Origin of the sequence: Mycolicibacter sp. MU0102, assembly GCF_963378105.1 — a bacterium.
Taxonomy (GTDB): Bacteria; Actinomycetota; Actinomycetes; order Mycobacteriales; family Mycobacteriaceae; genus Mycobacterium; species Mycobacterium holstebronense.
In genome coordinates, this window is record NZ_OY726398.1 from 4,554,493 (window position 1) to 4,580,360 (window position 25,868).

Sequence of the window (25,868 nt, forward strand, 5' to 3'; positions counted from 1 at the left end):
CGGTACAGATCGGCGACGGCACACACTGACTCTGCGTCCAGGGCGGCGCTCACTCGAACTTTCCCGCCCTGGACGCAGAGCCAACGCAGAGGAACTAGCGGCTAGCGGATCGCTCGGCCCAAGCGCGATCCCGCTTCGCCCGGCTTCGCCGCGCTAGCGGATCGCGCCGACGATGTCGCCGGCCATGGCGCCCAGCTGCGAGGCCCACGATCCCCAGCCGTTGTCACCGGCGGAGAAGTCGAAGTGACCGTTTTTGCCGCGCACCTGGCGGTACTGCGAGTTGAAGTACCGACCGCTGCCGGCCGCCTGCGACGGGTCGCCGATCATCGCGGCCGGGTTGGAGGCGCCGCCCAGCGGAGCGTAGATCCAGACCCGGGTGTTGTTCTGCGCCAACAGGGTGGCGTGCACGGTCGGGTCGTGCCACTTCCACCGGCCCAGCTGCGGTGCGCCCCACATGCCGTACGGGTCCACGCCGCCAAAGTTCTGCAGGCCCGCGGCGATGACGCCGCCCTCGGTGGTGTTGGCCGGCCCCAGGAAGCCCGACATCGAGCCTGCGAAGCCAAAGCGGTCGGGGTGGAAGGTGGCCAACGCCAGGGCCCCGTAACCGCCCTGCGACGCACCGACCACGGCGTGCCCGCCCGGCGCCAGGCCCCGGTTGGCCGCCAGCCAGTCCGGCAGCTCACTGGACAGGAAGGTGTCCCACTGCTTGCTGCCGTCCTGCTCCCAGTTGGTGTACATGCTGTAGGCGCCGCCCGCCGGCGCGACCACCGAGACACCCTTACCGGCCAGGGTGCCCATCGCGTTGCCCGCGGTCACCCAGTTGCTCACGTCGGGGTGGGCATCGAACGCGTCGAGCAGGTACACCGCGTGCGGACCTTGGTTGAGGAACGCCACCGGGATGTCGCGGCCCATCGAGGGCGACGGGACCATCAGGTTTTCGAACTGTGCGGCATGTGCGGTGGAGCCGACGATCGTGCCCCCGCCCCACATTCCCAGCATCAGCACGGCTACACACAGCGCCCGCAGCAACTTCGACAGTCCGCTCATATCCACCTCGCTCGTCGGCACAGATTCTCAGATGATTCCACCCGCTGGTCGCGCGCCCTGACCCCGGGAGGTAGTCAATCACACGGCACTCGCGGGTAAGGCAGGAAACGACCGACGGCGACGACCCATCAGGTCGCCGCCGTCGGCGGTACAACTATTCAGCGTTCTGGACTACTCGCCCGAGCTGCTGCTCGCGCCGCTACCCGGCGTGGCACCCAGGTGGCTCTGCAGGTCCGGCTTCATGGCCTGCAGCTGCTGACCCCAGTACTCCCAGCTGTGCGTGCCGTACTCCGGGAAGTTGAAGATCGCGTTGTTGCCGCCGGCCGCGGTGTAGAGCTCCTGGAACTTCTTGTTCGCACCGATCATGAAGTTCTGCTCGAGGAACACGGCCGGGATGTTGTCGCCACCCAGCTCGTTGGCCTTGCCGTTACCGCAGAAGACCCACAGGCGGGTGTTGTTGGCCACCAGCTTGTCGACGTTGACCGTCGGGTCGTTGCGCAACCACGCCGGGTCGCTGTCATCGCCCCACATGTCGTTCTTCTTGTAGCCGCCGGCGTCACCCATGGACAGGCCGATCCAGCCCTTACCGGTGGACGGGTTCAGGTAACCCGACAGCGAACCCGCGTAGGTGAACTGGTTGGGGTGGTAGATCGCCAGCGTCAGCGCCGACGAACCGGCCATCGACAGGCCGACCGCGGCGTTGCGGCTCTGGCTCACGCCGTACTCCGAGGCCAGGTAGGCCGGCAGCTCGCTGGTGAGGAAGGTCTCCCACTTGTAGGTGGAGCAGCCCGCCTTGCCGCAAGCCGGCTTGTACCAGTCGCTGTAGAAGCTGGACTGGCCACCGACCGGCATGATCACCGAGATGCCGGAGTTCAGGTACCACTCGAACGCCGGGGTGTTGATGTCCCAGCCGTTGAAGTCGTCCTGGGCCCGCATACCGTCGAGCAGGTACAGGCCCGGGGAGTCCGAACCGCCGCTCTGGAACTGGACCTTGATGTCACGACCCATACCCGCCGAAGGCACCTGCAGGTACTCGACCGGCAGACCCGGCCGGGAAAACGCGCTCGCCTCCGGGGTACCACCGACGACACCGACCAGTCCCGCCAGCAGAGCCGCGCCACCGGCAGCGACCATCAACCTGTCAAGCAGCTTCATCCTTGGCATCCTCATTCGTTCGTTGCCGTACTTTGCTCATAGCGTGGCCCGACTCGGACCCGATCTGTGCGTACCAACGCAACAGTGCCGGTGTAGTCAACCACAAAAGGCTCGCCATCGAGGAGCCCGCGTTCCATTGCAGGGCCCGCCACCCGGGCTGTGACTGGATTTTGTGACAGTCGCCGTCCTGCGCTCCCGTGGGCATACCAGCCGGTGAGACCCGGCAAGGCGGGTAGCTGCCAGGCCTGGAGAATGACGTCGGTCACAATTTTTGGCTCGGCCCGGCATCAGACGGTCAGGGGAGCTCAGGCGGCATCCCGGTGTAGGTCGGTCGGGTCGGTTCGGGCACGGCCAGCCCGCAGCGGATCAATTCGTCGCGCGGGACCCGCTCGATCCGGTATCGGGTGAAGCCCGGCGAGTGCAACACGTTGGACAGGAACCGGCGCGGGCCCATCGGCGCACGCACCGAGCCCAGCACCGCCGCGGTGTCGGGGCAGCGCAGGGCCGCCTCCGCCTGGGCGATCCAGTCCTGGTCCAGGTATCCCGGGATCAGCGGGTACCACTTGACCCACGGACCGTCGGCCACCACCCAGTCGCGGAACAGGTCCTTGTCGTGGCCGATCCGTCCGTGCTCCAGCCGCTCGGTGTGCGCCGCGATCGGATTGATCAGCCCGATCTGGTCCAGCACCCGAACGTCCAGGCCGGTGTTCATGCCCAACATGCCCATGTTGGTGAAGAAGACAGTGTGCGGCCCGGTGCCGCCCGGATCGGGATCGGTCGGAACGCCGATGCCCGGGGGCACCGGCAGGATGACCGGCACCACGTCCCACTGGTCGTAGTTGCCCGACGGCAGCAGCAACGCCCCGTCGGGGGTGGCGGCGATCGTGGTCAACACCGCGCGCATCCGCGGATAGCCGAGGTAGTCCGCGGCGGTCAGCGGGTGGGCGTTGCCGGTCGCCTGGGAGTAGAACCGGCGCTCGTCGACGATCCCGGAGTAGGTGACGCGGGTGGCGTCATAGCCCATCCCCGGGGAGTTGGCCGCCCACAGCGCCCAGCCGGCCACCGCCAGCCACAGCAGACCGACAGCACCACTGAGCGGGTAGCCGGCTTCCCGGCGGAAGCGCGCGCCGTCGGGCAGCAGTACCGGAATGACCGCCACCGGGGCCAGCATGCAGAACAGCGGCGCCAACAGCACCCGCCCGTGCATGAAGTCGCCGCCCTGACGCACCCAGTAGGCCGCCTGCAGCAGACCGCTGAACACGAAGAAACAGACCACCGCGCCCGGGCTCTGCACCAGCCGGGCCCACGGGCCGACGCCGGGCGGCACCGGCCGGCGCGGCCGGTAGCGGACGGCGGCACCCACCCACAGTGCCGCGCCGAGCGCCACCAGCAACACGGCGGGCACCCACAGCGCGTAGGGGGCGTTGAAGTTGGCCAGGTAGATCATGCCCTGCGACCACTTGTCACCGGCCGCGTCTTTGGCCAGCGCGGTCCCCGGCACCAACAGCGCGTAGTAGCCCATCCGGAAGATCTGATACGCCACCGGCAGCGCGCCGCCGGCCACCAGGATCAGCGCGCGGGGCCGCCAATCCCGCGCCGAGATCAACAGCATGATCAGCGCGCCGCCGCCGATCAGCGCCAATTCGGGGCGGACCAGCACACTGCAACCGGCCACGAAGGCCAGGCACGCGGCGAAAAGGGCACCGCGAGCACGGGATCGGGGCATCCGCAGCGCCTGGGACCAGCAGACCAGCATCCACCACAACAGCCCCAGATAGGCCAGCACCAGGCCGGCCTCCAGGCCGGAGGTGGCGAAGTCTCGGGCCGGGGGAATCGCAATGTAGACCAGCGCCCCGGCCGGCAGCAGCAGCGCGCGGCGACCCTGCAGGCCCGGCGCGTAGAGCCGGGCGGCGCCCAGCATCAGCATCGCCACTCCGGCCAGGCTCAGCGCCAGCGCGAAGATCAGCGCCACATATTCCATACGTACCGGCCCACCGAGCCAGCTGCCGAGATACATCAGGTACGTCCAGGCCGTCGAGGTATTGGCCTCTACGCGCTCCCCGACGTTGAACACCGGGCCGTTGCCGGCCAGCAGGTTGCGCACGGTGCGCAGCACGATCAGGCCGTCGTCGGAGATCCAGCGCCGCCGCCACGCGCCGATGCCGAACATCAGCAGCACCACCGCCACCCCGGCCCACGAGCTCAGCCGCACCGAAGGGCTGTAGGAGACCGCGGGCCAGCCCAGCGGCCGGACCCGGGGGTCCGGCGCTCTGCCGCTCGCAGCCCCCCGGGCCGAGCTAGCCGAAGGCGACGGCAACACCGATGGTTCCGATCCAGGCCAGCGCCGCCAGCTGCAGCACCCGGTCGCGGCGCAGGATGTCCTCGGCTTCGCCGGCCATACCGCCGTCGACGTCGACCGCGAAGCGCAGCACTCCGATGACGATCGGAATGATCGATACCGCGAACCACGAACCCGAACCGCTGTCGCGTTCGAACGCGTACAGGCTGTAACAGACCAACATCGCGGTGGCCGACGCCGTCCAGACGAACCGCAGGTAGGTGCTGGTGTAGTTCTCCAGCGACTTACGAATCTTGGCGCCGGTCTGTTCGGCCAATTGCTTCTCGGCGTAGCGCTTGCCGGCCGCCATGAACAGCGACCCGAACGCCATCACCAACAGGAACCACTGCGACAACGGAATGCTGGCGGCCACGCCGCCCGCGATGGCCCGGATGAGGAACCCTGAAGAGACGATGCAGATGTCCAGCACCGCTTGATGTTTGAGACCGAAGCAGTAGGCCAGCTGGATGGCGAGGTAGATCGCCATCACCAGAGCCAGGTTCGGGGTCAGCCACCAGGAGATACCCAGCGAGGCCGCCGAGAGGACCGCCGCCAGGGCGTAGGCCAGTCCGACCGGCACCACACCGGCGGCGATCGGCCGGAATCGCTTGGTGGGATGCGCCCGGTCGGCTTCCACATCCTGGGCGTCGTTGATCAGGTACACCGCGGACGCCGCCAAGGAGAACACCACGAACGCGATCAGCGACTTACGCGCCAGATCGGCGTAGTCGTAATGGACGCCGCCGCCGAGCGCAGCCAGCGGCGCCGCGACCACCAGGACGTTCTTCACCCACTGGCGGGGCCGCATGGCCTTGATCACCCCGGAGAGCAGGTTGGCCGGCGGGCCGAGCTCCGACGTGCGATCGTGCGTTTCTGCGCTCATGCCGAGTCTCCAGAGTTGTCCAGGCGGATCGCGGCTGCCGCGACGGCGGCGCCGATCAGCGCGCCGGCGGCAACATCACTGGGATAGTGCACGCCGAGCACCATGCGCGACAGCGCCATCGGCGGCACCAGCACCGCCGGCAGGGCTCCACGCCGCAGGCCGGCCGCGCGGCCCAGCAGGATGGCCGCCGCCGCGGTGGAGGTGGCGTGCGCCGAGGGGAAGCTCAAGGCACTGGGCGTGCCGACATTGATCGCGATCGCCGGGTGGTGCGGGCGTTTGCGGCGCACGATGCGTTTGATGACCACCGCCGCGGCGTGCGCGGCGAATGTTCCGGCGCCGGCGAGCAGCCAGCTGCGGCGCCGCTGCGGCTGGAGCAGGGCGCCGAGCGCCGCTACCGCCAGCCAGCCCAGGCTGTGCTCGCCGAAGTGCGACATCGCCCGGGCCACCGGCAGCACGCCGGGCCGACCGGTCAGGGCCGACTGCACCCCGACCAGCACGGCGTCCTCGCCGTGCGGGGGTACCGAATCATCCAGATCTTCCAGGTTCGTGCGGTCGGGGGCGCCGCTGAACTCGATCATGACGTCGTGGCACCGTCGGGAAGCAGCACCGTCTCCCACTGCTGTTTGCTCGCCAGCGTGGGCAGCGCCCGGCGGTAGGCCCGGCGCAGGCTGTCGAACCGGCGCGCCAATTCGTATTGGCGGCGCAGCGATTCGCGCAGCAGCGAGAACATCTTCTCCCGGTCGCGTTGCCGGTAGACCACACCGCGTCCGTCGGCGGTGGTGACGGTGACGCCGTCCTGGGTGCACAGCAGGAACCAGCGAGCGTCCTGGGTCGGCACGTTGAGCTGCGGGCGGCGATGGTGCTCCGGCTCGGTGGCCTTGAGGTTGTGCAGAATGCCGCGGGCCAGGCGGTAGCCGATCGACAGCGGCTGCACCGGCGGGCGCATTGCCCGGCTGCGCCGCGACGGAGTCGGCAGCTCGCTGGCCGCCGGCAGTACCACCGCGTCGGGATAGGTCTTGCGCAGCGCGTGGATGTCGGGCAGTGCCGACTCCAGGATCGAGAAGATGTGCTCGGGGCCGGCCATGAAGTCGTCCAGCGCCTTGTTCTGCACGGCGACCGTCGAGTACTCAAGGCAGGCAAGGTGTTTCAGGGTGGCCTTGAGGTGGCTGCGGATCAGCCCGGAGATCTTCCCGTCCCAGTGCAGGGCCGCCACCATCAATCGGTTGCGCAGGTGGAAGTAGGCCTGCCAGTCGATCGCGTCGTCTTTGTCGCTCCAGGCCATGTGCCAGATCGCCGCTCCGGGCAGCGTGACGGTCGGGTAGCCGTGCTCGCCGGCCCGGATCCCGTACTCGGCATCGTCCCACTTGATGAACGACGGGATCGGCTGGCCGATCTCTTCGGCAACGGCGCGCGGGATCATGCACATCCACCAGCCGTTGAAGTCGACGTCAATGCGCCGGTGCAGATCCGGGGACTCGGCCAGCGAGTCGGTGGCGAAGTTGTGGTCGTACTCGGTGTGCGGGGCGTTGGTCCACATGAACACGCCCGAGTCGACGACCTCACCCATGATGTGCAGGTGCGAGGGCTCCTGCAGGTTGAGCATGTGCCCGCCGATCAGGGTGGGCGTCTTGGCAAACCGGTTCAGTGCCAGCGCCCGCAGGATCGAGTCCGGCTCGATGCGGATGTCGTCGTCCATGAACAGGATCTGTTCACAGCCGGTGTTCTTCAGCGCCTCGTACATGACCCGGCTGTAGCCACCGGACCCGCCGAGGTTGGGCTGGTTGTGTATCGACAGCCGGTCTCCCAGACCGGCGGCGGCCGCGGCGAAGCCGGGGTGGTCGCGAACCTTACGGGTGCCCTGGTCGGGCACGATGACCGCGCTGATCACCTCGTCGACGTCGGGGTCGGAGGTCAGTGCCAGCAGCGCGTTGACGCAGTCGTCGGGCCGGTTGAAGGTCGGGATGCCGATGGCGATGTCGGCCCGGCTGGGAGCCTCGATGGGGGCGTACCAGCCGCCGCGGTCCAGCGTGACCGCGGTGTCGGTGGTGATGTCGAACCAGATCCAGCCACCGTCCTCGAACGGCTGCAGACCAATCTCGAATTCCACCACAGTCGGGGTGTCGCTGTTTTCGACCGACCCGAAAGGCTTGCCGTCCACGGCGATACGCGCACCGGTCGCTTTGGAGCGGTAGACATCGACGCGCCCGGCCCCGGTCAGCTCCAGCTGCAGCACCACCGATTCGACGATCGACCAGCGACGCCAGTAGGACGCCGGGAACGCGTTGAAGTACGTGGCGAACGAGACTTCGGACTCCTCGCCGATCTCCAGGCTGGTGCGGGTAAGCGGGTGCGCACGTCGGCTGTTGGTCTCGGATTCCTCGATGTAGAGCTTGCGCACATCCAGCGGCTCGCCCTGGCGAGGCAGGATGATCCGCGAAAGCCGGCTCACCGCGCGCGAACTGTCGGTCATGCCTTACTGCCCTCCCCCAGCGGCACCCCTTCGGACAGGTGCGGCGCCAGGATGTTGTCGTACATGTTCAACGCACTGGCGATGGCCATGTGCATGTCCAGATATTGGTAGGTGCCCAGCCGCCCACCGAAGAGCACCTTCGCGGTCTCCATCTCGGCCTTGGCGCGCGCCCGGTAGGACGTCAGCACCGCCCGGTCAGCCTCGGTGTTGATCGGGTAGTAGGGCTCGTCGGCGTCGTCGGCGAAACGCGAGTACTCGCGCATGATCACCGTCTTGTCGGCCGGGTACTCCCGCTCCGGGTGGAAGTGCCGGAACTCGTGGATGCGGGTGAACGGCACGTCGCCGTCGTTGTAGTTCATCACCGGCGTGCCCTGGAAATCTCCGGTGTCGAGCACTTCGAGCTCGAAGTCAAGGGTGCGCCAACCGAGCTTGCCCTCGGCGTAGTCGAAGTAGCGGTCCAGCGGCCCGGTATAGACCACCGGGGCGTCGGGGTTGGCTGCCCGGAGCTCGTCGCGGACGTCGAACCAGTCGGTGTCGAGCCGGACCTCGATGCGCTCGTCGGCCGCCATGTTCTGCAGCCACGCGGTGTAGCCGTCGACCGGCAAGCCCTCGTAGGTGTCGTTGAAGTAGCGGTTGTCGAAGGTGTAGCGCACCGGCAGCCGGGTGATATTGGCCGCCGGCAGTTCCTTGGGGTCGGTCTGCCACTGCTTGGCGGTGTAGTCCTTGACGAACGCCTCGTACAGCGGGCGGCCGATCAGGCTGATCGCCTTCTCCTCGAGGTTCTGCGCGTCGGCGGTGTCGATCTCGGCAGCCTGTTCGGCGATCAGCGCCCGGGCTTCGTCGGGCGTGAAATAGCGTCCGAAGAACTGCGACACCAGACCCAGACCCATCGGGAACTGGTAGGACTGGCCGCCGTGCATGGCGAACACCCGGTGTTGGTAACCGGTGAACTCGGTGAACTGCCGCACGTAGTCCCAGACCCTCTTATTAGAGGTATGGAACAGGTGCGCACCGTACTTGTGGACCTCGATGCCGGTCTGCGGTTCCGCTTCGGAGTAGGCGTTGCCGCCGATGTGCGGACGCTTCTCGACGACGAGAACGCGCTTGCCGAGCTGCGTGGCTGCGCGCTCGGCGATGGTCAGGCCGAAGAATCCGGAACCCACGACAAAGAGGTCAAAACGAGCGGTCATCGGCGCCAAGGGTAGCCGACCAGCGCCCGCCCGCATCGTCGGCGCCCCGCCGTCCCCGCTTGCACCTTGACTATCGCCCGCCGATTCCCGGCAGCTCGGCAATCCGGAGGCGCCGAGGCCGCCCCCGGACGCCGAAGAAGGGTTGGTAGCAGTTTCCTCACGATTCGATCTCGTCACTCTTTTCACACGAGTCACACGCGTACCGTCGGTCACGTAGGACAGATGCAAGTGCAGTAAGCGCCACCATGGCCCCCCAAAGCAGAGAAGCAGCGCGGGGCCCGACGGCAAAACATATTGAGGAGACTTCCGTGCCGAACCGACGTCGACGCAGGCTCTCGACAACCATGAGCGCAGTCGCCGCCCTGGCGGTCGCGAGTCCGTTCGCAGTTGTCGCAGTGTCCGAGCTGGCCGCCCACAGCAGCGCGCCTCAGCACCACGACTTCGTCGCGGCTTCGTCCGTGGCCGACCTGCCCAGTGAGCTGATCACCGCCCTGACCCAGGGCCTGTCCCAGTTCGGGGTGAACCTCCCGCCGGTGCCTGGCTTCAGCAACGGGGGCGCCTCAACCGGGATGTACCCCGGCCTGACGTCACCGGGTCTGGGCACACCGGGCCTCACTGACCCGTCCCTGGGCATGCCGGGCCTCACTTCGCCCGGCCTGGGCACGCCGGGGCTCACCTCGCCCGGACTGGGCACGCCGGGGCTCACCGACCCGTCGCTGACCACGCCGTCGCTGTCGACGCCGCCGCTGGGCACGCCCGGGGTGTCCACCACGTCCGGCCTGACGACACCCGGACTGACCACGCCGCCGCTGACCGATTCCGGCCTGACCAGCCCGGGATTGACCAGCCCCGGCCTGACCAGCCCGTTGACCAGCCCCGGCCTGACCAGCCCCTTGACCAGCCCGGGGTTGACCAGCCCGGGCCTGACCAGCCCGGACACCGGCCTGCTCGGGTCCGATGGTCTGCCGCTCACCTCGCCGGTGGGCCTGGACCCCGGACTGGACGGCACCTACCCGATCCTCGGCGACCCGTCCCTGGGCATGCCCGAGGAGAAGGGCGGCCTCGTCAGCGACCTGATGAGCGCCGCCAACCAGCTGGGCGCCGGACAGGCCATCGACCTGCTCAAGGGTGTGGTGATCCCGTCCATCGCCCAGGCCGCGCAGGGCGCCGGACCGGCAGCTGCCGCCGCCCCGGCCCTGCCGCTGCCGTAACAAGACACAACAGCGGAGCTGTTCCGCCCCGACGGCACCGCAGAGTCAGCCCGCACCCGGCGGGCACCGGAGGACTCTGCGGTGCCGTTAACAATGCCCAGGAACCGGCCGGTGTCGGTGGACGCGTGTCGCATCACCAACAACACATGACACATACGTAACATCAGCACGTGCCAACCCGTCGTCGTCCCCCGCCGACGATCAAGCTGACCGCGTCTCTCGCGACCGTGCTGATCCTGCCGTGGGCGTTGAACTCCGGGTCGGGCTTCAAATCGATCGATGCCTCCCAGACGCCCCCCAGCGCTGCCGCGACCAAGCTGACCCAGCAGCCGTTGCCAGATCTGGAGCCGGGCGTCACCGTTCGAGAGATCACCCAGGACGAACCGTTCACCATGGTCGCGCTCACCGGCTCCGACCTGAGCGGCACGTCGGCACGGATCCGAGCCAAGCGCGCCGACGGGACCTGGGGGCCCTGGTATGCGACCGCGCACGAGGCCAAGCAGGAGACACCGGGGCCACGGCCTGCCGATGCGCCCGCCCCCGGTCCGGACGGGACCGAGCCGGTGTTCGTCGGCCGGACCACAGCGGTACAGATCGCGGTGACTCGGACCGCTCCCAACGATCAGGCCAAACCCAAGGCGAAGGGGCCGGCCGCCACGAAAGGCCCGGCCAAGCGCGAGTCCGCCCCCACAAAGCCCGTCCTGGGGCCCGAACTCGGTTATGTGCCGGCCACTGCCGCGCAGCCCCTGGCCCAGAACGTCTCCGCGGTGCTGATCACGCCGCCCAAGGCCCCGGCCGACGCGCAGTGGCAACCGCCCAAGGCGGTGCTGGGCCCGGGCCAACCCCCCAACATCATTCCGCGCAGCCACTGGGGTGCGGGCGCCTACGGCCGGTGCGGCAAACCCGTGGAGAGCGGCCCGGTCCACGCGGCCGTGGTGCACCACACCGCGGGCTCCAACGACTACGCCCCCGAAGACTCCGCGGAGATCATCCGGGCGATCTACGCCTATCACACCCGCACCCTGGGCTGGTGCGACATCGGCTACAACGCGCTGGTGGACAAGTACGGCCAAGTTTTCGAGGGCCGGGCCGGCGGTCTGACCCGGGGCATCATGGGCAGCCACGCGGGCGGGTTCAACAGAAATACCTGGGGCGTGTCGATGATCGGCACCTTCGACGACGCGCCTCCCCCGCCGATCCAACTCGAGACGGTCGGCCGGTTGTTGGGCTGGCGGCTGGGTCTGGACCGCACCGATCCGCGCGGTACCACGCAGCTGGTCTCCGCCGGCGGCTCGTTCACCCACTTTCCGCGCGGCGCGTCACTGATGCTGCCCTCGATCATCGGCCACCGCGACCTCGACGCGACCGAGTGCCCCGGCGAGCAGGGCTACGTCGCGCTCAACGAGATTCGGGAGATCGCCGCCCGGTTCAACGAACCGCCTGGGCCGGAAGACCTCGCCCGGGTGATGGAGGGCGGCGCCATTCACACCCGCTGGATGGAACTGGGCGGTGCAGAGGGCATGCTCGGCGCCCCGACGTCGCCGGAGGCGATCGGCGAGGGCGCCACCAAGTACGCCACCTTCGAACACGGCGCGGTGTACTGGTCGCCGGAGACCGGCGCGCAGCCGATCACCGGGGCCATCTACGACGCCTGGGCGTCGCTGGGTTACGAGCGCGGCGTGCTCGGGCTGCCGACCAGCGCCGAGCTTGCCGAACCCGAATGGGTGGGCCAGAACTTCCAGCACGGCACCCTGAACTACAACCGGGCCAGCGCGACGGTCATCCGGGTCGTCGACGGCAATGCCGAGGTGCTGCCCCCGCCGCCGCCGGAGGGTCCACCGGTGCAGCTCGAGCGCTTCTCGCGGGTGATCGATCCGTTCGCAGTCGGTTAGCTCGGTTGGCTCTGCATCAACGCAGGAAGATCCGCTCCAGGACCCGCGCCAGGCCGTCGTCGGTGTTGGGTGTGGTGATCTCGGCGGCCGCCGCCAGCACCTCGGGGTGGGCATTGCCCATCGCCACGCCGTGTCCCGCGCGCACCAGCATCGGCAGGTCGTTGGGCATATCCCCGAACGCCACCACCTGCTCGATGCCGATACCCAGCGGCGCGATCAGCTCCTCGATGCCGCTGGCCTTGGTGATACCCGCCGGCACTACCTCGATCAGCCCGTTGTTGGTGGAGTAGGTCAGCTCCGCGGCCGTTCCGATATGGGCCTGCAGCTGCTCCGCCATGGCGGCACTGGACATCCCCGCCTTGCGAATCAACAGCTTGATCGCCGGCTGCGACAACAGGTCGTCCAAAGACACCTCGGTGTTGTCGGGGTTGAGCCAGGCGTGTTCGTAGCCCGGCGAACTGACGAACTGCGGCGTGGCCGCATCGTGCGCGCTCTCGCCGATGCGCTCCACGGCCAGGCCCGCCCCCGGGATGGCGCGGCTGGCGACCTCGGCCAGTTTGACCAGGCTGTCGGCCGAGAGTGTGCGTGCCGAGACCACCCGATCGGTGGCGGGGTCGTAAAGCACCGCCCCGTTGGCGCACACCGCCATGGGGGCGAACCCGAGCGCGTCGACCACCGGCGCTATCCACCGCGGCGGGCGTCCGGTCGCCAGGACGAAGCGGGTGCCGGAGTCCACCGCTGCATGAACCGCGTCGCGCGTCCGCGCGGTGATGTTCTCGGTGTCGTCGAGCAGGGTGCCGTCGACGTCGCTGGCGATCAGCGCGGGCGGTCCACCGTGTGGCTGCATCAGCGCGAACTCCGTTCGGCCAGTGTCCGGCGCAGGCGTCCGCCCTGGGCCTGCTCGGTACGTTTGCGATCACGCTCGGCCAGCTCAGCTGCCCGCATCTCCAACGCTTCGGCCATGGTGGGCGCGCTGCCACCCAGCCGGCGCGGCACCCAGTACGCCCCCGCCGGATGTGGGTACTCCAGTTGCGCCGCTTCGAGCATCGCCGCCATGGTGCTCCTCAGCTCAGTGGTGGTCGCCGCCACATCAGCACCCGCAGCCATCGGCGCGCCGACCTTCGCCAGCACCGGAATATGGTTGCGCCACAGATGCTTCGGGTGGTCTTTTGTCCAAACTCGGTGGATTCCCCAGACGATGACCGGGATGAGGGGAACGCCCGCGCTGTGGGCCATCCGGGCAGCCCCCGTCTTGAACTCCCGCAACTCGAAGCTGCGGCTGATGGTGGCCTCTGGATTCAGACCGATCAGCTCGCCTTTCCGCAACTGCGCCACCGCTTCGTCATAGGCGCCGGCCCCGGCGGAGCGGTCGACCGGGATCAACTTGATGTGCTTGATCACGTAGTTGACCACCGGGACCTCGGTCATCTCGGCCTTGATCATGAATCGCAGCCGGCGGTGCCGCTGCAAGGCCGCGATCGAGGCCGGATACCAGTCCAGGTAGCTGGTGTGGTTGACGGCGAGCACCGCCCCGCCGTGCTCGGGAATGTTCTCCAGGCCGTCGATGGTCACATGCGGCCCGTTGGCGTTCGCCAGCCGCGGGACAACAATCTCCAGCGCCCGGAAAAAAGGTTCTGCCATGCGCTACTGCTCCGTGCCAGATGGGTCGGGCCGGCGGTCGCCCGCGCGCTTGCGCATCCGTTCCGTCAGCTCCTGCTCTTCGGCAACCCTAGCCTCGTCGGGGGTGGGCGCGCCGCCGCCAAGTCGCCGGGGCACCCAGAACTCGCCTGCGGGGTGCGGGTATTCCTGCTGCACCTGAGCCAGCAGCGGCGCCATACGCTCGCGCAGTCGGGCGCTGAGCGCGGCGGCATCACCGGATGGGGCCAGCGGTTCGCCCGCCAGTACGGTGATCGGAATCTTGCTGCGCACCAACCTCGCCCTCGGGTGATCCTTGGTCCACAGCCGGTGGGCACCCCAGACGATCAGCGGGACGATCGGCACCTGCGCTTCTAGTGCCATACGGGCCGCCCCGGATTTGAATTCCTTGAGCTCGAAACTGCGGCTGATGGTGGCTTCGGGGTAGACCCCAACCACTTCGCCGGCGCGCAACGCGCTGACCGCGTGCTGGTAGGCGTCGGCGCCGGCCCCGCGGTCCACCGGGATGGTCCCGGTGTGGTGGATCAGGTAATTGACCAGCCGCACCTGCTGCATTTCGGCTTTGATCATGAACCGCATCCGGCGGCCGCGGTGATACGCCGCCAGCCCCGCGGGCAGGAAGTCCACGTAGCCGGTGTGGTTGATCGCGATCACCGCACCGCTCTCAGCCGGGATGTGTTCCAAGCCGTGGTAGTCGACCCGTGCCCCGGCAATCCTCACCGCGCTCAGTGCAGTGAGTTCCAGCGCTCGAAAGACCGGCTGCATGTCAGCGCTACTCCGCGGCACCCGTCGGGCTCGGCGGCTTCTTCTTCCCGGCGGACCGCTCCTCGGCCCTGCGCGCCGCTTCGGCGGCGTCGAGCTCGAGCGCCTCAGCGGGCGTGGGGGCGCTGCCGCCCAGGCTGCGCGGTACCCAGAAGGCGCCGCCGGGATGGTCGTCGGGATAGGAGTCCTGCGCCTGTTCGAGCAGGTGCTGCATCCGGGTCTGCAGCAGGGCACGCAGCTCATCGACCGGGAGCGTGGACGGGATCGGCTCACCGATCGTCACCGTGACCGGCACCTTGGTGCGACCCAGCTGCTTTGGGTGGTCCTTGGTCCACAGCCGCTGGGCGCCCCACACGATGTGCGGGATGATCGGCACCTGCGCCTCGATCGCCATCCGTGCGGCGCCGCTTTTGAACTCCTTGAGCTCGAAGCTGCGGCTGATGGTCGCCTCCGGGTAGACCCCGACCAATTCGCCGGCCTTCAGCTTGGCGACCGCGGTGGCATAGGACTCCGCGCCCTGGCTGCGATCCACCGCGATGTGCTTGCAGCCTCGCATGATCGGGCCGGTGAAGCGGTTGTCGAAGGTCTCCTTCTTGGCCATGAAACGCACCCAGCGCCGCGGTTTCGCGTCGTAGGAGGCCACACCGGCGAACAAGAAGTCGAAGTAGCCGGTGTGGTTGATCGCGACCACCGCGCCGCCGGTGGCGGGAATGTGCTCCCGGCCGGTGACGATGATCTTCAGACCCTCATAGCGCCACAGCGTTCGCGCAGCGGCAGCGACACCGCCGTACCAAGCCTCCACAGCACTCAAGCCTAGGCGATGCCGCCGGCTTGGCCGCCGGTAAGCTCGGGAGGGATCTCTTACAGCGTCGGGAGTAGGAACTAGTGCAGGTCACCAGCGTCGGGCACGCCGGCTTCCGGATCGAGACCGCCGCAGGCAGCATCCTGTGCGACCCGTGGGTGAATCCGGCCTACTTCGGCTCGTGGTTCCCGTTCCCGGACAATTCGGCGCTGGACTGGGACACCCTCGGCGACTGCGACTACCTCTACATTTCCCACCTGCACCACGATCACTTCGACCCGCGGCACCTGGCGGCGCACGTCAACAAGGACGCGGTGGTGCTGCTGCCCGATTACCCCGTGCCCGATCTGCGCCGCGAACTGGAAGAGCTGGGCTTTCACCGGTTCTTCGAGACGACCGATTCGCAGCGGCAAACCGTGTCCGGCCCCAAGGGCGATCTGGACGTCATGATCATCGCGCTGCGCGCCCCGGCCGACGGCCCGATCGGCGACTCCGGGCTGGTGGTCTCCGACGGCGTGACCACCGTGTTCAACATGAACGACTCCCGCCCGATCGACCTGGACGTGCTAGCGGCCTTCGACGCGATCGACGTGCACCTGGTGCAGTACTCCGGGGCGATCTGGTACCCGATGGTCTATGACATGCCGGCCCGGGCCAAGGAGGCGTTCGGCACCCAGAAGCGCCAGCGGCAGATGGACCGCGCCCGCCAGTACATCGCCCACGTCGGGGCGACCTGGGTGGTGCCGTCGGCAGGACCGCCGTGTTTCCTGGATTCCGAGCTGCGTTACCTCAACGACGACCACGGCGACCCGGCCAACATCTTCCCCGACGAGATGGTGTTCCTCGACCAGCTGCGTCGCAACGGTCACGACGGCGGGTTGTTGATGATTCCGGGGAGCACCGCGAGTTTCACCGGAGCGCAACTGGATTCGCTGATCCACCCGCTGGACGAAGCCGACGTCGAGGCTATCTTCACCACCGGCAAGGCGGACTACATCGCCGCCTACGCCGATCGGATGGCGCCGGTGCTGGCCGCCGAGAAGGCCTCCTGGGCGCCCGCGGCCGGCCCGGCGATGCTCGAGCCGCTGCGTGCCCTGTTCGAGCCGATCATGGCCCGCAGCAACGAGATCTGCGACGGCATCGGCTATCCGGTCGAGCTGGCGCTGGACGGGGAAGGCCACACCGAGACGGTGGTGCTGGACTTCCCCAAACGCATAGTGCGCGAGCCGATTCCCGGCGAGAAGTTCCGCTACGGCTTCGGCATTCCACCTGAGCTGGTGCGGACCGTGCTGCGCGACAGCGAACCGGACTGGGTCAACACCATCTTCTTGTCCACCCGGTTCAGGGCATGGCGGGTCGGCGGTTACAACGAGTACCTGTACACCTTCTTCAAGTGCCTCACCGAGGACCGGATCGTCTACGCCGAAGGCTGGTTCGGCGAGAGCCACGACGACTCGGCAACCACCACACTGGGCGACTGGCAGGTTCAGCGTCGCTGCCCGCACATGAAGGCCGACCTGTCGAAGTTCGGGGTGGTCGAGGGCGACATCCTCACCTGCAATCAACACGGCTGGGAATGGGATCTCAAGTCCGGTCGCTGCCTGACCGCCAAGGGCCACGAATTGCGTTGCGAGAAGCTGTGACCGGCGACTCCTACGATGACGGATTGGTCGTCCTGGATCGCCGGGCGATCACGTTGCGCCGCTACCACTTTCCCTCCGGCACCGCGAAGGTGATCCCGCTGTCGGCGATCCGCGGTTACCGCGCGGAGCCGCTGGGCATGCTGACCCACCGATTCCGGATCTGGGGCAGCTCGGATCTGCGGCGCTGGCTGCCGCTGGATATCAAGCGCCCGACGCGGTCCACCCTGATAACACTGGAGCTGCACGGCGACCCGTGGCCGCATCCGGCATTCACCCCGGCGGATCCGGACACGTTCCGGGCACTGCTCGACGAGCTGCTGGCGGCCCAGCGGTAATTGCCGCCGACCGCGCTCAGCGGTCGGCCAACACCTGCTGTGCGGCGTTGTAGCCGGGGATGAACGTGATCCCCGGCCCGCCATGGCAACCCGCACTTCCCAGATACAGTCCTGCCACCGGTAACGGCTGGCCGAGAAAGCCCCGCGGCCCGGGCCGGTTGGGGCCGATCTGGTCCGGATTGAGCAAGCCGTGGCAGTAGTCGCCGCCAGGCGCACCGAACATGGTGCCCATATGACGTGGGGTGAAGGTGGTGTGCCGAGTGATGCTGCGTTCGAAATTCGGTGCCAGCCTGGTGATCTTGTCGATCACCCGCTGCCCCATCTCGACCTTCATCTCGCCGTAGTTGCCGTCCCCCTCGATGGGAAACCACAGCGCGAACGCCGACGCGGCATGCTTGCCCGGTGGGGCCAGCTCGGGATCGTGCAGCGACGGGATCTGCAGCACCACAGTCGGATCGGTCGGGACGATGCCGCGGCGCGCATCCTCCCACTGCTGCTGGACCTCTTCGGGCGTGCAGAAGATTCCTACCGAAGCCTGCATGGCAGGCTCATTGAGCGCCTCATAAGGCGCGGTGAACACCGGTGCCTCCTCCAGCGCGAAATGCATCTGCAGGTAGCTGCCACGGTGGTCGGTGCGGGCGTAGCGCGCGCGGACGTCGTCTGGGACCGCAGCCGCGTCCAGCAGGCCGGTGACGGTGGCGTCGGGAGCGATCGCCGACACCACCACCGGTGCGCTCACGGTGTCGCCGGACTCGGTGCGCACGCCGCTGACCGCCCCATCGGCGACAAGGATTTCCGCGACCGTGGTGCGCAGCCGCAGCTCTCCGCCCAAGCCGGTGAACGTGTCGCACAGGTGCCCGGTGAGCGCGCCGATTCCGCCGCGCAGCTTCTTCATCAGCACGGTGTTCTCGTCGGGCACGCCCAGGCCGTAGGCCAGTGCCGCGGCGCTGCCGGGCGTGGCTGGTCCGCGGTAGAGGGTGTTGACGGCCAGCACGGTGAAGGAGCCGCGCAGCGCCGCGTGCTTCTCCCGGTCGGGTAGGTAGCGGTCCAGCACGTCGGTAACCGAACCGAACAGCATGTCGTCGATGGCCGATCGCTCGAATTCATTGGCGGCGCAGGCATACATCTCGTCGAGCGATTTCGGCGGCCGCCCCGCCTCGAAACGGCCCAGCGCCCGAGTGGGCGCCTGACTCCAGGCCAGCAGCCCGGCCATGCCGTTGACCGCCTCGGCGCCATGCACCTCGGACAGGTGGGTGAACAGCTTCATCGGGTCGGTGTACTGGACCAGCGGGTCGTCACCGACGCCGCGCATCGCCACCGACATGACCTCGAGGTCGATGCTCTCCAGACCGTCGAGGCCCAGCTCCGCGCTGACCGCGGCCGACGTCGGGAACTGCACCGAGCCGGCGATCTCGAACCGATAGCCGTCGAACAGCTCCACCGTGGAGGCCATCCCCCCGGCGTAGCGCCCGGCCTCCAGGCACAGCGTGCGCAGCCCGGCGCGCTGCAGGATGAGCGCCGCGGCCAGGCCATTGTGTCCAGCGCCAATGACGATCGCGTCGTAGTCGGTCATTTCATCCGCCCCTTCCCGCTTTCCGGGAACGCTGGCATGAGTGAAACAGTTTTGTCAATATTGACGTAACTAAAGTTTGCCCAGCGAGTCCAGCGCAGTACGGCACATCCGGGCCAGCTCGGCCAGCGAGCGGTCCGCACCCAGCATCCAGACCTCCATCGCGGCGAACACCGCGGCCGCGATGCAGCGGGAGGTCACCGCGACCCGCAGCGGGTCACTTGACCCACGCCTCGCGGTGGCCCGCATCCGCTCGGCCACCGCGTCGCCGAAATCGGTCTCCACCTGCCGGATGTGGCGCACGATGCGCTCGGGATCGAGTTCCTCCTCGCGCAGCGCGGCGATGCGGGTCACCGCCTCGACGTCGTAGGGAAACGCAAAGATCGCCGCCTGAACCGCCTCGATCATCGGCTCGGCGGGCGGGCGGGCAGCCAGGGCGCTGCGGAACCACTGCAGTCCGGCGTCGTAGTCCGCGAACAGCAGGTCATGCTTGGAAGTGAAGTGCCGATAGAACGTCCGCAGCGACACCCCGGCGTCGGTGGCGATCTGCTCGGCCGAGGTGTCCTCCACGCCCTGCGCCAGGAAGCGGACCAGCGCGGCCTGCCGCAACGCTTCGCGGGTGCGTTCGCTGCGCGCGGTCTGCGGGGCTCGTGGCATGCGCGTAAAGGTACCTCAGCGTCACGCCGGTCCAGATGGCAATATTGACAAAACTTAGGGCGCATGGTGAGACTGACCGCATGATCTCGCTCATCGTGCATGCAGTGCTCGGCCTGGCGACTATCTGGTGGATCGTGGCATCCAACCGCGCGGTCTTCGCGAAACCCGCTGGGGGCAGTGCCTTCTCACCCCTGGAGGTCGTGTACTACCTGATCGGCATCGGCTCGATCGTGCTGGGCTGGTACTTCAACATCCGCTTCGTCCAGGAATACGCGCACGGCCCCAACCACAATCCGATCTGGGGGCCGGGCAGCTGGACACAGTACATCCAGCTGATGTTCACCAACCCGGCCGCGGGTTCGGCCAGCCAGGACTACACGATCATCAACGTCGTTCTGCTGCCGCTGTTCACCATCGTCGACGGCTACCGGCGTGGACTGCGGCGCCCGTGGCTCTACTTCGTGTCGAGCCTGTTCACCAGCTGCGCGTTCGCGTACGCCTTCTACTTCGCCACCATCGAGCGCCAGCACCGGCACGCCAAGGCTGCGACCTAGCGGGGTCGTTGCAGGACTGCCTCCACCACACCGCGATAGGCTGGCCGCGTCGACGAGGAGGAATGTCGTGGCCAAGCCAGTGGCACCGCGCGGATCCGCGCGCGAGCGAGTGCTGCAGGCGGCCTTGGACCTGTTCATCGAGCACAGCATCGGTGGCACATCCATGCAGATGATCGCCGACCGGCTGGGCGTGAGCAAACCCGCTGTCTACTACCAGTTCCGGTCCCGCGATGACATCGTCGTCGCGCTGGTGGAGCCGATGTTCGACGATATCGTCCGGGTCATCAAGATCGCCGAGGCCATGCCGACGCAGCAGGGCCAGCGGGACGTGACCGTCAGTGGCGTCGTCGAACTCGCCGTCCGCTACCGCCGGCTCGCCTTCCTGTTCTACGACCGCGGCATGGAGCACGCGGTGCGGGCCCGCGACGACTTCATGGCCGTCAGCGACGCCGCGGCGGCCATCCTGCGGGGCCCCGATCCCGATGCCAGAACTCGGGTGATCACGACCACCTTGATGGCTGGAGCCTTCACCGCAGCAGCCGACCCCGAACTGGCAGACATTGCCGACGAACAGCTGCACGAGATCCTGCTGGACACGGCACGGCAGATCATGGCGTTACTGACCTAGCGGGTCAGGTCCAGTTCCACACGCCCATGTCGGCAGCGGGGTACTGCTCGCACACATCGGTCGTCCGGGCAGCAACGCCGTGGTTGTTGAAGAACAGCTTGGCCCAGTTCGGCCACGCGAAAGCAAGTTTCTCGTAGTAGATGTCGGTGGCCAGGTTCTCCGAGTAGGCGCGCCGGCCCGGGTAATCCATGCCAAAGAACCAGTGGATCCGATCCTGCACCGCCTCATGTACCTGCGGGGACTTGTTGTTGTAGTCGATCATGTAGCGCTCGTAGTAGACCGGCGTGACATCGCGGGCGGCCGCCATGATCTGTTCGGCGGTACAGGTGGTGTGCAGCATCCGGTTGGGAATCGGGAAGTTCTCCGTCGCATCGGCCGATGCAGTCCCCGCCGCGGCCATACCGGTCAGCAGCCCTACCGCCAGAGCCCAGCTCTTGCGGTTCATCGAATACCTCCAGCGTGTTCCAGAACGGTCAGCTTGTCGGGGCAGTAGGTGCTCAGCGCCGTACCCACAAACTGCCAGGCCTGTTGGGGGTCGGCGCCTTTGATGTTCTTGGCGACGAACGCCGCCGACTCGGAAGCGTCGCGGTCGACGTCGTTGGCCAAGCGCTTGCAGGTGAGCTTGCCGATCCAGGCGTTGTAGTCACGCGCCCCGTAGATCCCGTAGCCGTGCAACCGGCCGGCGAATTCGGTGTCGACATCGGCGTGCGCCGGTCCCGCGAGGATGATTGCCGCCGACACAGCTGCCAACGCGGCTACGGGTCCGAACCTCATCACCAACCTCCCCGATGCGCTCCGCCACCTGACTCCACGAGCTCGTCGCTCGGGTTGCGCTGCAACGGCGCCGGCCAGGGAGAGGGCTTGGGCCGCAGCCGCGGCACCTGCGGCCACCAGAACCATTTGCCGAGCAGCGTCGCGATCGACGGCGTCATGAACGACCGGATGATCAGGGTGTCAAGTAGCAGCCCCAGGCCGATCGTGGTGCCCACCTGACCGATCACCCGCAGTTCACTGATCGCCATCGTCATCATCGTGAAGGCGAACACCAGTCCCGCCGCGGTGACCACCGACCCGCTGCCGCCCATCGCCCGGATCATGCCGGTGTGCAGCCCGGCGTGGATCTCCTCCCGCAGACGGGAAACCAGCAGCAGGTTGTAGTCGGCGCCCACCGCCAACAGGATGATCACCGCCATGGCCATCACCATCCAGTGCACCTGCAGACCGATGATGTTCTGCCAGAGCAACACCGACAACCCGAAGGCGCTGCCGAGTGACACCACCACGGTGCCCACGATCACCAGCGCGGCCACCACGGCACGGGTGATGATCAGCATGATGATGAAGATCAGGCACAGCGCCGCGACGCCGGCGATCAGCAGGTCGTAATTGGAGCCCTCCTGCATGTCTTTGAACATCGCGGCGGTACCACCGACGTAGATCTTCGAGCCCTCCCAGGGGGTGGTCTTGATGGCTTCCTTCGCGGCAAGCTTGATCGCGTCTATGTGCTTGATGCCTTCTGCGCTCAGCGGATCGCCCTCGTGATTGACGATGAACCGCACGGCATGCCCATCCGGCGACACGAAACTCTTCATGCCGCGCTGGAATTCGGCGTTATCGAAGATCTCCGGAGGCAGATAGAACGAGTCGTCGTTGCGAGCCTTGTCGAAGGCCTCCCCCATCGCGGCGGGATCCCCTTGGGCTTCCTGCGCCTGCTTGGCCAGTCCACTTTGGGTGGCATAGGTCGTCAGCATCATGGCCTTGGTGTTCTTCATCATCTGGATCATCGGCGGCATCAGCGTGAGCATCTGCGGCAGCTGCGCGGCCATCGCGTCCATGTCCGGAACGATCTGCTTGAAGCTGTCGGTCATGGTGTCGACTCCATCCATGGCATCGAAGACCGATCGCAGCGCGTGGCAGATGGGGATGTCGAAACAGTGCGGCTCCCAGTAGAAGTAGCTACGCATCGGCCGGAAGAAGTCGTCGAAGTTGGCGATCTTGTCGCGCAGTTCTTCGATGTCGCCGACCATCAGGTGCATCTTGCCGACCATGCGCCCCATGGTGGCGTTCATCTCCTCCATGAGCTCGATCATCTTTGTCATCGTGTCGATGTTGACCTGCATCTCCTCTGCCTGGGCCAACATCTCCGTTGTGCGGTCATCGTTGAACTTGCGGGTCATGTCCTGGCTGACGGCCTGCATGCCGAGCATGTAGCCGAAGGTGGAGTGTTCCATCGGAATACCCTGGGGCCGGGTGATGGACATGACCCGGGACACGCCCTCCACCCCGGTGACTCGTTTGGCGATTCGCTCGATCACCAGAAAGTCCCCGGAGTTTCGGATGTCGTGGTCTGTTTCGATCATGAGCATCTCGGGGTTCATCCGCGCGGAGGGAAAGTGCCGATCCGAGGCCAGAAACCCTTGGTTGGCGGGTAGATCCGAGGGCATGTACGCGCGGTCGTTGTAGCCGGGCTTGTATCCGGGCAGCGCGAGGATTCCGACCAAGGCTACTGCGGTTGCGGCGATCAGAATCGGTCCCGGCCAACGACTTACGGCCGCGCCGATCTTCCGCCAGCCGCGCCCACGGTTGGCCCGCTTAGGTTCCAGCAGGGTCCCGAATCGGCCGGCCACCGAGATGACGGCAGCGCCCATCGTCAGCGAGGTGATGACGACGACAGTCATGCCGATTCCCAGCGGAATCCCCAACGACTGGAAGTAGGGCAACCGGGTGAAGTGCAGGCACAGCGTGGCACCGGCGATGGTCATGCCCGAGCCGAGCACCACATGGGCGGTGCTGCGAAACATGGTGTAGTACGCCTGTTCCCGGTCTTCACCGGAGCTGCGCGCTTCCTGATATCGGCCGATCAGGAAGATCGCGTAATCGGTGGCTGCCGCGATGGCCAGTGTCACCAGCAGGCTGGTAGCGAAGGGTGAAAGCCCGATCAGCCCGTGATAGCCCAGGAATGCCACGATGCCGCGGGCCGAGGCCAGCCCGGTCACCACCATCGCCAGCGCCAACGCCACGGTGGTGATCGATCGGTAGACCGCCAGCATCATGGTGATGATGACCACGAACGTCAGCGACTCGATCATGTGCATGCTGCGAGTGCCGGCCTTGTCCTGATCGGCCGCCAACGCTGCACCGCCGGTCACATACGCCTTCACGCCCGGTGGCGCGGTGACACTGTCTACTGCTTGGTTGACCGCTTTGACCGATTCGTTGGCCAGCGCCTCGCCCTGGTTGCCCGCGGTATAGATCTGCACGTACGCGCTCTTGCCGTCCGGGCTCTGGGCTCCCGCGGCCGTCAGGCGATCACCCCAGAAGTCCTGGATGTGTTCGACGTGGGTGGTGTCGGTCTTGAGTTTGGCGATGATCTGGTCGTAGTAGTGGTGGGCGTCTGCGCCCAGTGGCTCGTCGCCCTCGAGGACCAGCATGACCGAGCTGTTGGAGGTGAACTCCTTGAACACCTCACCCTGCCGTTTGACGGCGATCATCGACGGCGCGTCGTCCGGAGTCATCTGGACCGCGGCCATCTCGGCGACCTTCTCCAGCTGGGGGACGGTCACGTTCGCCAAAACGATGATCGCGATCCAGCCCAGCATGATCGGAATAGCTAGGCGCCGAATCCATTTGGCAATCCGGCCGGGGTTGGCGTGGTCAGTCGCAGCGGGGATAACCTCGGTCGGCGCCTCGGGGGGGAAGTTGTCCGTGGAAGTGCTCATGCAGATTTCACCAAGCAGAAGGTCAGGGCGCTGACGCCGGTGGCGGTTCTCTCGTCTTTGAGCTCGTTGTCGATGCTGATGCGACAGCCCAGGGTGGAGCCTTTGCCCTGCGCGTAGAGGTTCGGCGATACCGCGGACAACGTGGTGCTCAGGGTCACCGACCACGGCAGCGTCGCGGCGTCGACGCGCTGCGGCTTGCTGTCGAGGTCGAGGTAGCTGATGTCGGCCGTCGCGCCGGGTTCACCGAAGACCTCATAGGTCACGACCTTCGGGTTGTACGGCTTGGTGTCGTCGACTTTGGTGCTGATCAGGTGCGAGTTGTCGCCGCCGAAGTAGGTGCGCAGCCGCAGAACGGTCAGCGTCCCGAGCACCACCACCGCCACGATGAGCAGCGGCATCCATGCCCGCCGCAACGCCTTCATCGATCAGACCCCGCCGTGCCGCCGGCCTTGCTGACCACCACCAGGACATGGGTGTCGGCCGCAAACCGATTCGCCGTGGCGCCGAGTTCGGCGATCGCATCGAACAACGGATGGTCGCCAGCCACGATCTCCGGCGCGTCAACCACATAGGCCGTGAAGCCCGGGGCCAGCGTGGCCGGATCAGAGCGGGAAAGCTTGTGCACCTGTGGGTTCAGCATCAGCGACGCCCTTTCCAATCCGGATCTGCGGTTAAGCGTGACGGAAAGCTAAGTTATACGATCAGTAAAGTAGAATCAAGCGATCGGTCAGCAGAACTGTGCGACGTGGCTCACGCCAGTGAGCGGTCGACCGGTGCAGGGAGGCATGGGAGTGGCGAAGACGATGGCGCCGCGGGGTTTCGCGCGGGAGCGCGTATTAGAGGCCGCGCAAGGGCTGTTCGCCGAGCATGGGGTGAGCGGCACGTCGCTGCAGATGATCGCCGACCGATTGGGTGTCAATAAATCGGCGGTGTATTACCAATTCCACTGCAAGGACGACATCGTGGTCGCGGTGTTTCGTCCGGTGTTCGAGGACATCTCCCGGGTGGTCGCCATCGCCGAGGCCATCGACTCTCGCGAGGTGCAGCGCGAGGCCACCATCAGCGGCATCATCGAGCTGGCTGTCCGGCACCGCCGCACCACGGCCCTGGTCCACACCGATCCCGCCGTGGTGGGGATCGTCGAGGCCATCGGAGACTTCCGGGACGCCTCCCGGCGCCTGCAGGCGATCCTGGCGGGACCCCAGCCCGACCCGGCCACCCTCATCGCGATCGCGGTGCTGGTGCCCGGAATTCTGGGCGCGGCAGCCGATCCCGCGGTTTCGGACATTCCCAACGAGGAACTGCACCGGATGCTGTTGGACTGCTCGCGCCGGCTCTTTGCCGCCTGACGCGGAC

General features: G+C 67.2%; 25 protein-coding genes. 7 read left to right on the top strand and 18 right to left on the bottom strand.

Annotated features, from left to right (window positions below; all coding sequences use genetic code 11):
- Positions 1-153: 153 nt before the first annotated feature.
- The 7 genes from RCP37_RS21125 to glf form a co-directional block, all read right to left on the bottom strand.
- On the bottom strand, positions 154-1,047 hold the full coding sequence (locus RCP37_RS21125; protein WP_308484873.1) for an alpha/beta hydrolase-fold protein: 894 nt from the start codon (positions 1,045-1,047) through the stop codon (positions 154-156).
- A 171-nt stretch (positions 1,048-1,218) separates the two neighbouring features.
- Entirely contained in the window at positions 1,219-2,211 is a 993-nt protein-coding gene (locus RCP37_RS21130) for an esterase family protein (RefSeq protein ID WP_373693078.1), read from the bottom strand.
- A 286-nt stretch (positions 2,212-2,497) separates the two neighbouring features.
- Positions 2,498-4,522: a terminal beta-(1->2)-arabinofuranosyltransferase gene (zomB, locus tag RCP37_RS21135; protein WP_308484875.1), complete on the bottom strand. Its 2,025-nt coding sequence runs from the start codon at positions 4,520-4,522 to the stop codon at positions 2,498-2,500.
- Positions 4,500-5,423 carry a decaprenyl-phosphate phosphoribosyltransferase gene (locus RCP37_RS21140; protein WP_308484876.1) on the bottom strand — a complete coding sequence of 308 codons (924 nt, stop codon included), beginning with the start codon at positions 5,421-5,423 and terminating at the stop codon, positions 4,500-4,502. Before RCP37_RS21140 ends, zomB begins: the two co-directional genes overlap by 23 nt.
- Positions 5,420-6,001, bottom strand: a complete 582-nt coding sequence (locus tag RCP37_RS21145) for a phosphatase PAP2 family protein (protein ID WP_373693079.1) — start codon at positions 5,999-6,001, stop codon at positions 5,420-5,422. The genes RCP37_RS21140 and RCP37_RS21145 overlap by 4 nt, the downstream gene beginning before the upstream one ends.
- The gene (locus RCP37_RS21150; protein ID WP_308484877.1) at positions 5,998-7,893 is read right to left on the bottom strand and encodes a glycosyltransferase; all 1,896 of its coding nucleotides are present in this window, start codon (positions 7,891-7,893) and stop codon (positions 5,998-6,000) included. Before RCP37_RS21150 ends, RCP37_RS21145 begins: the two co-directional genes overlap by 4 nt.
- Positions 7,890-9,092: a UDP-galactopyranose mutase gene (glf, locus tag RCP37_RS21155; RefSeq protein ID WP_308487190.1), complete on the bottom strand. Its 1,203-nt coding sequence runs from the start codon at positions 9,090-9,092 to the stop codon at positions 7,890-7,892. The genes RCP37_RS21150 and glf overlap by 4 nt, the downstream gene beginning before the upstream one ends.
- Before the next feature lie 299 nt (positions 9,093-9,391).
- On the opposite strand from glf, the gene RCP37_RS21160 reads away from it, so the two are divergent.
- Together RCP37_RS21160 and RCP37_RS21165 are read left to right on the top strand one after the other, a co-directional pair.
- Entirely contained in the window at positions 9,392-10,294 is a 903-nt protein-coding gene (locus RCP37_RS21160; protein ID WP_308484878.1) for a hypothetical protein, read from the top strand.
- Positions 10,295-10,464: 170 nt separating this feature from the next.
- Positions 10,465-12,186 carry an N-acetylmuramoyl-L-alanine amidase gene (locus tag RCP37_RS21165; protein WP_308484879.1) on the top strand — a complete coding sequence of 574 codons (1,722 nt, stop codon included), beginning with the start codon at positions 10,465-10,467 and terminating at the stop codon, positions 12,184-12,186.
- Between the two features lie 16 nt (positions 12,187-12,202).
- Here RCP37_RS21165 and RCP37_RS21170 read toward each other — a convergent pair whose 3' ends face one another.
- The 4 genes from RCP37_RS21170 to RCP37_RS21185 are packed head-to-tail and all read right to left on the bottom strand — an operon-like array spanning position 12,203 to position 15,406.
- Entirely contained in the window at positions 12,203-13,033 is an 831-nt protein-coding gene (locus RCP37_RS21170) for an HAD family hydrolase (protein ID WP_308484880.1), read from the bottom strand.
- A complete protein-coding gene (locus tag RCP37_RS21175) occupies positions 13,033-13,827 on the bottom strand; it encodes a lysophospholipid acyltransferase family protein (RefSeq protein ID WP_308484881.1) in 795 nt (264 codons plus the stop codon). The genes RCP37_RS21170 and RCP37_RS21175 overlap by 1 nt, the downstream gene beginning before the upstream one ends.
- Positions 13,828-13,830: 3 nt before the next feature.
- Positions 13,831-14,607 carry a lysophospholipid acyltransferase family protein gene (locus RCP37_RS21180; protein WP_308484882.1) on the bottom strand — a complete coding sequence of 259 codons (777 nt, stop codon included), beginning with the start codon at positions 14,605-14,607 and terminating at the stop codon, positions 13,831-13,833.
- A 7-nt stretch (positions 14,608-14,614) separates the two neighbouring features.
- On the bottom strand, positions 14,615-15,406 hold the full coding sequence (locus RCP37_RS21185; RefSeq protein ID WP_308484883.1) for a lysophospholipid acyltransferase family protein: 792 nt from the start codon (positions 15,404-15,406) through the stop codon (positions 14,615-14,617).
- A gap of 83 nt (positions 15,407-15,489) precedes the next feature.
- On the opposite strand from RCP37_RS21185, the gene RCP37_RS21190 reads away from it, so the two are divergent.
- Both RCP37_RS21190 and RCP37_RS21195 read left to right on the top strand, forming a co-directional pair.
- The gene (locus tag RCP37_RS21190) at positions 15,490-17,049 is read left to right on the top strand and encodes an MBL fold metallo-hydrolase (RefSeq protein ID WP_308484884.1); all 1,560 of its coding nucleotides are present in this window, start codon (positions 15,490-15,492) and stop codon (positions 17,047-17,049) included.
- On the top strand, positions 17,046-17,384 hold the full coding sequence (locus RCP37_RS21195) for a hypothetical protein (protein ID WP_308484885.1): 339 nt from the start codon (positions 17,046-17,048) through the stop codon (positions 17,382-17,384). Before RCP37_RS21190 ends, RCP37_RS21195 begins: the two co-directional genes overlap by 4 nt.
- A 16-nt stretch (positions 17,385-17,400) precedes the next feature.
- Here RCP37_RS21195 and RCP37_RS21200 read toward each other — a convergent pair whose 3' ends face one another.
- Both RCP37_RS21200 and RCP37_RS21205 read right to left on the bottom strand, forming a co-directional pair.
- Positions 17,401-18,957 (bottom strand): phytoene desaturase family protein, encoded by a 1,557-nt coding sequence (locus RCP37_RS21200; RefSeq protein WP_308484886.1) that lies wholly within the window; start codon positions 18,955-18,957, stop codon positions 17,401-17,403.
- Positions 18,958-19,026: 69 nt separating this feature from the next.
- On the bottom strand, positions 19,027-19,611 hold the full coding sequence (locus RCP37_RS21205; RefSeq protein ID WP_308484887.1) for a TetR/AcrR family transcriptional regulator: 585 nt from the start codon (positions 19,609-19,611) through the stop codon (positions 19,027-19,029).
- Between the two features lie 80 nt (positions 19,612-19,691).
- Here RCP37_RS21205 and RCP37_RS21210 point away from each other — a divergent pair, with 80 nt between their 5' ends.
- A complete protein-coding gene (locus RCP37_RS21210) occupies positions 19,692-20,165 on the top strand; it encodes a DUF2834 domain-containing protein (RefSeq protein ID WP_308484888.1) in 474 nt (157 codons plus the stop codon).
- 67 nt (positions 20,166-20,232) lie between these two features.
- Entirely contained in the window at positions 20,233-20,793 is a 561-nt protein-coding gene (locus RCP37_RS21215; protein WP_308484889.1) for a TetR/AcrR family transcriptional regulator, read from the top strand.
- Positions 20,794-20,797: 4 nt separating this feature from the next.
- On the opposite strand, the gene RCP37_RS21220 is transcribed toward RCP37_RS21215, so the two are convergent.
- From RCP37_RS21220 to RCP37_RS21240, 5 genes are read right to left on the bottom strand one after another with little or no spacing between them, the layout of a single operon-like run.
- The gene (locus tag RCP37_RS21220; protein WP_308484890.1) at positions 20,798-21,238 is read right to left on the bottom strand and encodes a DUF5078 domain-containing protein; all 441 of its coding nucleotides are present in this window, start codon (positions 21,236-21,238) and stop codon (positions 20,798-20,800) included.
- Positions 21,235-21,567, bottom strand: a complete 333-nt coding sequence (locus tag RCP37_RS21225; RefSeq protein ID WP_308484891.1) for a DUF732 domain-containing protein — start codon at positions 21,565-21,567, stop codon at positions 21,235-21,237. Before RCP37_RS21225 ends, RCP37_RS21220 begins: the two co-directional genes overlap by 4 nt.
- Positions 21,567-24,512 carry an MMPL/RND family transporter gene (locus RCP37_RS21230; protein WP_308484892.1) on the bottom strand — a complete coding sequence of 982 codons (2,946 nt, stop codon included), beginning with the start codon at positions 24,510-24,512 and terminating at the stop codon, positions 21,567-21,569. Before RCP37_RS21230 ends, RCP37_RS21225 begins: the two co-directional genes overlap by 1 nt.
- A complete protein-coding gene (locus RCP37_RS21235; RefSeq protein WP_308484893.1) occupies positions 24,509-24,934 on the bottom strand; it encodes an MmpS family transport accessory protein in 426 nt (141 codons plus the stop codon). The genes RCP37_RS21230 and RCP37_RS21235 overlap by 4 nt, the downstream gene beginning before the upstream one ends.
- Positions 24,931-25,152, bottom strand: a complete 222-nt coding sequence (locus tag RCP37_RS21240; protein ID WP_308484894.1) for a hypothetical protein — start codon at positions 25,150-25,152, stop codon at positions 24,931-24,933. The genes RCP37_RS21235 and RCP37_RS21240 overlap by 4 nt, the downstream gene beginning before the upstream one ends.
- Positions 25,153-25,303: 151 nt before the next feature.
- Here RCP37_RS21240 and RCP37_RS21245 point away from each other — a divergent pair, with 151 nt between their 5' ends.
- Positions 25,304-25,861 (top strand): TetR/AcrR family transcriptional regulator, encoded by a 558-nt coding sequence (locus tag RCP37_RS21245; protein WP_308484895.1) that lies wholly within the window; start codon positions 25,304-25,306, stop codon positions 25,859-25,861.
- Positions 25,862-25,868: the final 7 nt, after the last annotated feature.